At 69.9% G+C, this 8,739-nt stretch carries 9 protein-coding genes and 1 pseudogene; 5 read left to right on the top strand and 5 right to left on the bottom strand.

Features of this window, described 5'->3' with window-relative positions:
- Positions 1-538, top strand: a 538-nt coding sequence (locus IE249_RS31920; RefSeq protein ID WP_229859714.1) for a CE1759 family FMN reductase, incomplete at its 5' end; no start/stop codon positions are given.
- Between the two features lie 14 nt (positions 539-552).
- Here the strand turns inward: IE249_RS31920 and IE249_RS40180 are convergent.
- The 4 genes and pseudogenes from IE249_RS40180 to IE249_RS31905 all read right to left on the bottom strand — a co-directional run.
- A pseudogene (locus IE249_RS40180) lies at positions 553-651 on the bottom strand (helix-turn-helix domain-containing protein); the annotation flags it as partial.
- Positions 652-670: 19 nt separating this feature from the next.
- Positions 671-814 (bottom strand): hypothetical protein, encoded by a 144-nt coding sequence (locus IE249_RS31915; RefSeq protein ID WP_189710467.1) that lies wholly within the window; start codon positions 812-814, stop codon positions 671-673.
- Between the two features lie 133 nt (positions 815-947).
- Entirely contained in the window at positions 948-2,828 is a 1,881-nt protein-coding gene (locus tag IE249_RS31910) for a dynamin family protein (RefSeq protein ID WP_189710465.1), read from the bottom strand.
- Positions 2,829-3,409: 581 nt separating this feature from the next.
- Entirely contained in the window at positions 3,410-3,808 is a 399-nt protein-coding gene (locus tag IE249_RS31905; protein ID WP_189710463.1) for an ArsR/SmtB family transcription factor, read from the bottom strand.
- A 108-nt stretch (positions 3,809-3,916) separates the two neighbouring features.
- Between IE249_RS31905 and IE249_RS31900 the strand changes: the two genes are divergently transcribed.
- Both IE249_RS31900 and IE249_RS31895 read left to right on the top strand, forming a co-directional pair.
- Positions 3,917-5,896 (top strand): heavy metal translocating P-type ATPase, encoded by a 1,980-nt coding sequence (locus tag IE249_RS31900; RefSeq protein ID WP_189710461.1) that lies wholly within the window; start codon positions 3,917-3,919, stop codon positions 5,894-5,896.
- Entirely contained in the window at positions 5,893-6,303 is a 411-nt protein-coding gene (locus IE249_RS31895; protein ID WP_189710459.1) for a (2Fe-2S) ferredoxin domain-containing protein, read from the top strand. Before IE249_RS31900 ends, IE249_RS31895 begins: the two co-directional genes overlap by 4 nt.
- Before the next feature lie 206 nt (positions 6,304-6,509).
- Here the strand turns inward: IE249_RS31895 and IE249_RS31890 are convergent, their stop codons facing one another.
- Positions 6,510-6,854, bottom strand: coding sequence for a hypothetical protein (locus IE249_RS31890; protein WP_189710457.1), 345 nt, complete (start codon positions 6,852-6,854; stop codon positions 6,510-6,512).
- A 440-nt stretch (positions 6,855-7,294) separates the two neighbouring features.
- Between IE249_RS31890 and IE249_RS31885 the strand changes: the two genes are divergently transcribed.
- The gene (locus tag IE249_RS31885; protein WP_189710455.1) at positions 7,295-7,447 is read left to right on the top strand and encodes a hypothetical protein; all 153 of its coding nucleotides are present in this window, start codon (positions 7,295-7,297) and stop codon (positions 7,445-7,447) included.
- 433 nt (positions 7,448-7,880) lie between these two features.
- Positions 7,881-8,615, top strand: a complete 735-nt coding sequence (locus tag IE249_RS31880; protein WP_189710453.1) for a response regulator transcription factor — start codon at positions 7,881-7,883, stop codon at positions 8,613-8,615.
- The last annotated feature ends 124 nt before the right edge of the window (positions 8,616-8,739 follow it).

Here is an 8,739-nt window from a genome sequence, read left to right as displayed (position 1 = left end):
GACCGGCGAACTCGAACAGCTCGGCGACCATGCCGAGGCATCGTTCGTGGAACTCCGCCCCCTGGGCCATCCCATCATGGACGCGATGCTCACCGGAGTCACAGCAGACGCACTGGAGTCCGCATTTCAAGCGGTCGCAGCAGCTGACGGGATCATCGCCGTCACGCCCGCCTTCAACGCCTCCTTCAGCGGACTGTTCAAGTCCTTCTTCGACGTGTTGCCGGCGCAGGCCCTTTCCGACATGCCTGTCCTCATCGGCGCGACCGGCGGAACCGAAAGACACTCCCTGGTCCTCGAACACGCGCTGCGCCCCATGTTCTCCTATCTGCACGCCATCGTCTCACCACGGGCCGTCTACGCCGCAACCAGCGACTTCGGTTCCCAAGCGGGCCCCGCCCTGGGGGAACGTATCGCCACCGCCGCAGCCGACTTCGCCCGTCTGCTGCGCGCGTGCGGCCCGCGGGCACGTCGCGACCTGGTCGACGAAGACCTCGCCTCGATACAACAACTGCTAGGCGGCGAAACCGGCGGGAGCTGAAGGCTGTCTCATATGTCCGACGCTCGCATCGGGAGCGACTTCGAAACTCCGAACAGTGGTGCCACCTGCCGCAACGTGAGCTTCGTGCGGCAGTACGTCGCTACCAACAAGACCCCAGGCGCGCGAAGCGCTTCAGCGGCCGTGCCCTGCGCCGCGCATCATCGGCTCACGGTCGGCAATGTCGGGAGCCACGTCCTGCAACAGTTGCCCGGCCGGAATGGACGCGGGCACCGCGGTGGTGGGCGCGGGGATCGCGGAAGTGGGGCTGGTGCTCATGACGTACACGGTTTTCCAGCTACCGAGCCGCTACGGCAGATACCGCCTCTCGCTCGGGGGCTGCTGGTGCCGTCGGCTTGCCGCGGTACGCCATGTGTGGTGTCCCGGAATCGGGTCCCATGTCGTCGCACGGTCAGAGCGCCTCCAAAGTCCGGAGGGACGCGACGAGAGTGTCCGCCTCGGCGCACAGCGGTTCGAGCTGGTCGATGAGTTCCTGCCGAACCTGGTTCTCAGGGTTCGTGATGCGCTCACTGATTCGGTCGCGGGACTGTTCGAGCTGCTCCCGATATTGCGCCAAATTATCCATCAGGTGATCGATGACATCGGTCCCCTGAACGCTTGTTGCCAGCGTGAACTGCTCCTTGATCGCAGCGACTTCTGCGTCCATCGCGCTCATCCACTCGTCCTGGAGAACTTGCAGCGAACTGATCCTGCCTTTCCGGCGCTGGACACCGAGGTAGACCAGAGCGGCGACCCCGGCGACCAAGCCGGCGGGTGGGAAAAGCGTGCCGGCTGCGGCCAGACCGTACAGCCAGCCGCCGCTGGCTGCGACGGGTGTGACGATGCCGACCAGCGCCGCTGCCCGCTGCACCACGTCGTGGCGGGTGGTCGAACGCCGGCTTTGCTGGGGGAGCGAGAGGCTGTTCACGTCCAGAGCGAAGTCCGGAAGCCGTCCCGCGAGATCCCTGTCGCCGAAAACCTGGTCCACCGCTTGGACCAGGTCCTTCTTGAAGCCCTCGAACTCCTCCGTCCACAGCGTCGCCGGACCGGCTGGCCCTTCGATCCATGTACGCAGGGCCTGCGCCTTCAGCACCTGGATCTGGTTCGCCTTGGCGGGCTTGTTGAGGTCCGTGGCCCTGATGGCATCGTCCAACTCCGCGTGGAGACGCGCGGCCAACCGGGTGAAGGGGCGAACGGTCCGCGCGATGCGATTGTGAAGTTTGCGCTCCAGGTCCTCGCGCATGCGCGGCAACGCGGTGTCGAGAAGTTCCAGTCGCTGCCGCTCGCTCTTGAGCAACTCCTTGAGCTCGTCGATCTCAAGGCGTTCGTCGCGCAGCCGCACGCTGAGCGCCTGATGCCGAGGGGCCACGAGGATCCGGGCCTCCGTCGCCACCGCGGCGATGTGACGGGCGCCGGTCCCGGTACTGATCAGGTCCTCGATCGCCTGGCGCAGCGTCTCCATGCGACTTTCGGCACGCTGCCGCTGCGCTGCGGCCTCCGCTCCCTGCGCACCGAGTCTGTCGGCACGTGCCTCCAGGGCGGGGGACACGGGCAGGAAGCCTTCGCCGATGAAACCGAGATCCGGCTGGCCGCTCGGCAGCGTGAAGTTCTCTCGCAGGTAAGCATTGTTGCGGGCGATCGTCGCCTTCCACTCCGGGACGTTGCGAAGGTCGAGATTGGCTGCCGCGTCGATGGCGGTGACCACCCACACCACCCGCTTCCCGGACAGCAGGTAGTGGTCGTACAGGAAGCGGATCAGATCGAGGTCACGTTCCGAGAGGGTGCGGCTGGCATGCGACACGTACATGAAGCAGTCCGCGTCGGCCATCGCAGTCCGGACGATCATGTCGTGGACCGGGTTCGGGGAGCCATACCCAGGAAGGTCGTAGAGCTTGGCCGGAAGCTTGGCGCTGGCAAGCAGGATCTCGAGTTCGGCCACCTCACGTCCGCGGTGAGGCCTGTGCCGGTCGGTCACATCCGCATCCTGCATCGCATACGCCGCGACCACAGAGGGGGCAGGGGAGTTCCCCACCTCCTCCCATCTGTCGTCGGCGGAATCCGTGAAGCGCACTCGGAGAAAGCCGGTGCCCGATGCGTCGAAGTTGGACTGGCCGTCCACCGGAACCACACTGGCGGGACACGCGGTGGTGGGGACAGGGGATGAAGGCAGGAGGCCCACGAACTTGTCTGCCGTGTGACCGTCGGCCGTCGGCACCTCGACCAACTCAAGGCCGCCCTGCAGGCCACTGAGAAGAAAGCTCTTGCCGGAGGAGAAGGCGCCCAGCAGCGCCACGTTGATCAGTGTTGAGGCCGCACGTGTCCTCAGCCGTGTCATCGTGCCCGCGTCGCTGAGGGCCTCATCTGCCCATTCCGCCGGAGTCTCAGGAGCGGCCGACGCGGCGCGAAGCCACACCTCGCACCGATCGAGAACAGCGCGTAATTCATTGCGTACCTCGTCCACGTCCCTCGGCACAGTCACGGCACAGGTATAGCCCAGGCCGACGACGTGGTGCGAGCGTTCACGCATTTTCCTGCGCGAAGTGGGAGCGCAGGCGGCTGCCTCGCGGATGGATGCGGCTCCCTCTGCCCTGAGTCGGCGTGGCTCGGGCGCGGGCCGGCTCCACAAGGTCGCCGAGAGGGTCCGCCTCGTCCTGGCCTCCCGCGAAGCCGCACCTACCTGCTGCCCGAACCGATGCCGCGTGGTCGGCCCACGACCGGCGGCGCGGGGCGGCTGGTCCTGCCGGCGGCCGGCCTCTTGGCATCACCATCCCGGCGCCGATCACCGGTGAGAATGCCGGTCCGCCGCATCGGCGGGCACCTCGTGTGGTCGGAACGTGGCAGCGTACGGGCCCTCTATCGCCCACACCCGGGATGTCAGACGCGCGGGGCGCCCGCCGATTCGCGTTCTGGTTCGGTGGCGGCGGTGTCGCTGAGGCCGAGGCGGAGGTGCTCGACGTGGTACAGCGCCTGGTCGAGCAGTTCGCAGACGTGGTTGTCGTAGAGGGAGTAGACGACGGAGCGGCCCTGGCGGGTGCCGACGACGAGGTCGAGGTTGCGCAGCAGGCGCAGTTGGTGGGAGCAGGCGGACTGCTCCATGCCGACTTCGGCGGCCAGTTCGGTCGCCGGCAGGGGGCCTTCGCGCAGGCGGGAGAGGATCAGCAGCCGCGAGGGGGTGGCCAGCGCCTGCAGCGTGGCGGCCACCTTCGCGGCGTTGTCCGCGGTGAGGCGGGTGCGCGGGACGCGGCTGGCGGGGGGTGCGGCTCCATGACCCATGCGGCCATCGTACGCCTCCGAATGAACACATGAATCGATGTTCATTCTTTCCTGTTACGGTGGTGGCGTTGGACGCCGTCCGCCCCGTTTCGAAGGAATTCTGGTTCGATGTCTTCCCCCCTCACGCGTCTGGCACCTGCCGGCGACGCCATCCGTGACACGGTGGCGCCCAGGCGCCGCACCCGGATCCTCGCGCTGCCGGAGGCGCGCTGGGCGGCCGTCTCGCTGGTGCTGTTCCTGGTCGCTCTGCCGCTGTATCTGCTGGACGCGCCGGCCTGGGCGTGGGGACCGCTGCTCGCCCTCACCTACGCCTGCGGCGGCTGGGAGCCGGGCTGGGCGGGTCTGCAGGCGCTGAAGGAGAAGATGCTGGACGTGGACCTGCTCATGGTGGTCGCCGCGCTGGGGGCGGCGGCGATCGGGCAGGTACTGGACGGCGCGCTGCTGATCGTCATCTTCGCCACCTCCGGCGCCTTGGAGGCGATCGCCACCGCCCGCACCGCGGACTCGGTGCGAGGTTTGCTGGATCTGGCACCCGCGACCGCGACCCGCCTCGGTGACGACGGGACCGAGGAGAGTGTGCCGAGCGAGCGGCTGGCGGTGGGCGATGTGATCCTGGTGCGCCCGGGCGAGCGGATCGGTGCGGACGGCCGGGTGCTGGACGGTGCGAGCGAGGTGGACCAGGCCACCATCACCGGCGAGCCGCTGCCGGCGACCAAGGAGGCCGGGGACGAGGTGTTCGCCGGCACGCTGAACGGCACCGGCGCGCTGCGGGTGAAGGTCGAGCGTGATCCGTCCGATTCGGTGATCGCCCGGATCGTGGCGATGGTCGAGGAAGCCTCCGAGACCAAGGCGCCCACTCAGCTGTTCATCGAGAAGGTCGAGCAGCGGTACAGCGTGGGCATGGTCGCCGCGACGGTCGCCCTGTTCGCCCTGCCGCTGCTGTTCGGTGCCGCGTTGCAGCCGACGCTGCTGCGGGCGATGACCTTCATGATCGTGGCCTCGCCCTGCGCGGTGGTGCTGGCCACCATGCCACCGCTGCTGTCGGCGATCGCCAACGCCGGCCGTCACGGAGTACTGGTCAAGTCGGCCGTGGTCATGGAGCAGCTGGGCCAAGTCGACGCCGTGGCGCTGGACAAGACCGGCACGCTGACCGAGGGCACCCCGCGCGTGACCGACGTCCGCCCGCTGGACTCCTCCGGCCTGGACGAGGACGCCCTGCTCCGGTACGCGGCGGCGGCCGAGCACCCCAGCGAGCACCCGCTCGCCCGCGCCATCGTGGACGCCGCCCGCACCCGGAACCTGGACATTCCGCCGGTGGAGGACTTCACCTCCGCCCCCGGCGTCGGGGTTACCGCCACCGTCGAGGGCAGGGCGGTCGCGGTGGGCAGCCCCGCCCGGCTCACCGACGGCCGGGCCGGTCATCCGGCCGCCGCGGTGACCGCCCGGCTGGAGGACGAGGGCCGTACCGCGGTCCTGGTCGAGGTCGAGGGCGCCCCGGTCGGGGTCCTGGGCGTCGCCGACCGGCTGCGCGAAGAGGCCGCTGCCGCCGTCACCGCGCTGAAGGCCCTGACCGGCCGGGCGCCGGTACTGGTCACCGGTGACAACCCGCGCGCCGCGTCCCGCCTCGCGAGCGAGGCCAAGATCACCGAGGTCCGTGCCGGTCTCCTGCCGCAGGACAAGGTCACCGCGGTGAGGGAGCTGGAGCAGGCAGGGCGCAGGGTGCTGGTGGTCGGCGACGGCGTCAACGACGCCCCGGCCCTGGCCGCCGCCCACACCGGCATCGCCATGGGCCGCGCCGGATCCGACCTCGCCCTTCAGAGCGCCGACGCCGTCGTGGTCCGTGACGAACTGGCCACCATCCCCGCCGTCGTCGCCCTCTCCCGCCGGGCCCGGCGCCTGGTCGTGCAGAACCTCGTGATCGCCGGGACGTTCATCACCGGCCTGGTCGTCTGGGACCTGGCCGGCACGCTGCCGCTGCCGGTCGGCGTCGCCGGTCACGAGGGCTCGACCGTCATCGTCGGCCTCAACGGTCTGCGCCTGCTGACCGATTCCGCCTGGCGCCGCGCCCGCTCCGGGAACGGCCAGTGAGCCGCCGCACCCGCGGGCCCGGTCCCGCCGGCTCGGGGACACCGGCCCGCTGCACGGTCACCATCTGCCGCGGCTGCTGCTGCGGGACCCCCAAAATTCCCGGCCTGGACCATGACGCTCAGCTCACCCAGCTGCGCCGATCCCTCGCGGAAACGGCGCAGGTGCGGGTGACCGGCTGCCTGGACGCCTGCGAGCACGGCAATGTCATCGTCGTCCAGCCGTCCGCGGCGGGCCGCGCGGCGGGCGGGCGGCCGGTGTGGCTGGGCCTGGTCAACGACACCGACGCCGCGGGCGACATCACCGCCTGGGTGGAGGCCGGCGGGCCGGGCCTGGCCGACCCGCCCGGCGTACTGGACCTGTACGCCTTCACCCCCTCCCGCCGCATCCGCCAGGCACTGACCGAATGACCGCCACCACCTCCGCGCGGTGATCGACTCCCGTGATGATCGACGCCCATGCCGGCGCTGCCCGCCACGGCCCGAACCGCCTTTCGGCGACTCGGCTTCGTCCTGAGGCACACCACCCTGGGCTGGAATGATCGGCATAGTGGTCCTCGCGATCGTTGTGCTCAACGCCTGCTCGATCGCACTGCCATGCTTCGATCTGCGCTCCCTCACCGAGATCGACGCTCGACCGTGGTGATCCGGGTACTGGACTGCGCCGGCTTCGCGCTGCCCGCCCCGGAGCTGCTTGTGCAGGCCAGAAGCCCCCGGCGGACGCCGGTCACCGGCTCCCCCACCAATCCGCGCCGGCGCATCGCCTGGACGGCCGTCACCGCTGTGACACCGGTGCGGTCCTGCTGTGGCAGGGCCGCACCGATGCCGCGCTGGACGACCCGGTACTCAAGACCGAAGGAAGGCTCACTCGGATCTACGGCCTCCCGGCCGCCGTGGTGCTGCACGGCGCGCGAAGTCCGCTGCTGCCGCCTTGCCTTGGCACCGAACACGGCGCGGCTCAAGGAGCTGAGTGCTCATTCCCATGGTGGACAGCGGCGAGTGCGGCGAAACATTGGCGCTCTGCTGGTCTGCCTCTCTCCGTTTGCTGGGCCGTCTCTCGACATCGGGTTCCTAGGGTCGTTGTCATCCACCGAAGGCCCGGTTCCACCGCCTTCGCAAGACCCCCAGTGTTTGGAGACACCCCCATGCGTCCTCTGCCCCGCCGTGCCCTGTTTGCCGCTCCCGTTGCCGCGCTGGCGTTCACGCTGGTCGCCTGCGGCGGTCCGACTCCGGCTCCGACTCGAAGGCCGCGGACACCCAGCAGCAGGCTCAGAGCGCCGGCGGCACCGGGGCGGCGGACCAGGCCGACGGCGACACCGACCACAAGACCGAACCGCCGCTGACCGGGGACATCAAGCACAAGGCCGAGGCCGCCGCGCTGGCCGCGTACCCGGGCACGGTCGTGAAGTCGGAGGAGGACGCGGAGAAGCCCGGTATGTACGCGGTGGAGGTGAAGCAGGCGGACGGCACCTCGATCGAGGTCTACATCGACAAGTCCTTCAAGGTCACCGACACCAAGAAGGAAGGCACCGAGGAGACCGAGGACGCCGGCTGACGGCCGGGCCGGCCCACCGCAAGGGAGAGATCGGTTGCCGCCCGAGACCGAGCAGACCTCCTGCTCACCTGCGGACGCCGACCAGACGGTGATCCTGAATGCGGTGCCGGGCGCCCTGTCGCAGGGACCGCGGCCCGACTGCGCCAACCGTCAGACGAGCCTGGCGTCCGGTAACAGCAAGGACCGGGCTCCCGGGTGGGAGAGAGGCCAAGAGGACCAGGGACGAGAGGACAGCGGCGACGCCGGTCACGGACTCCCCCGATCGGCGTTGCCCCTCGTTCCGCCACCGTCGTCCGGCCGACGCAGTTCTTCCGTCTCCGTCGGCCGGACGGCACCGGCTTGTCCACCGTCGCCCCCCCTTCGTCTCACTGGTCTCAGGCGGCTTCCCGTGAACCCTCCAACTCCCCTGGCACAGCTGTGCGAGCCTGGCGCTATGCGGCTGCTGCTCATCGAAGACGACGACCGAATCGCCGGCCCCCTCACCGAAGGACTGGGACGCTACGGATTCACCGTGGACCACGTCCGCACCGGCGCCGCCGGGCTCGCCGACCGCGCGGCCGCCCCGGACCTGGTCCTGCTCGATCTCGGGCTGCCCGACATGGACGGCCTGGACGTCTGCCGCAGCCTGCGCGCCCGATCCACCGTCCCCATCATCATGATCACCGCGCGGGGCGAAGAGGCCGACCGCGTCGTCGGCCTCGAACTCGGTGCGGACGACTACCTGGCCAAGCCCTTCGGCGTACGGGAGTTGATCGCCCGCATCCGCGCGGTCACCCGCCGTGCCGGAGCGCCGGCCTACGCACCGACCGGCCCCGTCGACGTACCCCAGACGCAGCAACAGGCCGCCAGCGCACAGGTGTTGGGCCGGCTGACCATCAACCGCCGTACCCGCGAGGTCCACCTCGCCGGAGGCCAGGTCGCTTTGACGCCTCGGGAGTTCGACCTGCTTGCCTTCCTCGCCAAGGATCCCGGGACGGTGTACTCGCGGCAGCAGATCATGGACGCGGTGTGGGATCCGCACTTCTTCGGTCCCACCAAGACCCTCGACGCCCACGTGGCCGCCCTGCGCCGCAAGCTCGGCGACCCGTGCTGGATCACCACCGCCCGCGGCGTCGGCTTCCGCCTCACCGTCCCCGGCGACCACACCGCCGCCGAGGCGTCCGGATGACGCGTCGTCTGCTGCTCAGCTACCTCGCCCTGGCCCTGCTGGTGCTGGCCGGACTGGAGCTCCCACTCGGCTACATCTACGCCCGCGGCGAGACCTCCCGCGCCTCACAGAGCGTGGAACGCGA

The organism is Streptomyces anandii JCM 4720 (assembly GCF_014650655.1).
In the GTDB taxonomy this organism is placed as follows: Bacteria; Actinomycetota; Actinomycetes; order Streptomycetales; family Streptomycetaceae; genus Streptomyces; species Streptomyces anandii.
This window is presented reverse-complemented; position numbering and strand designations above follow the sequence as displayed.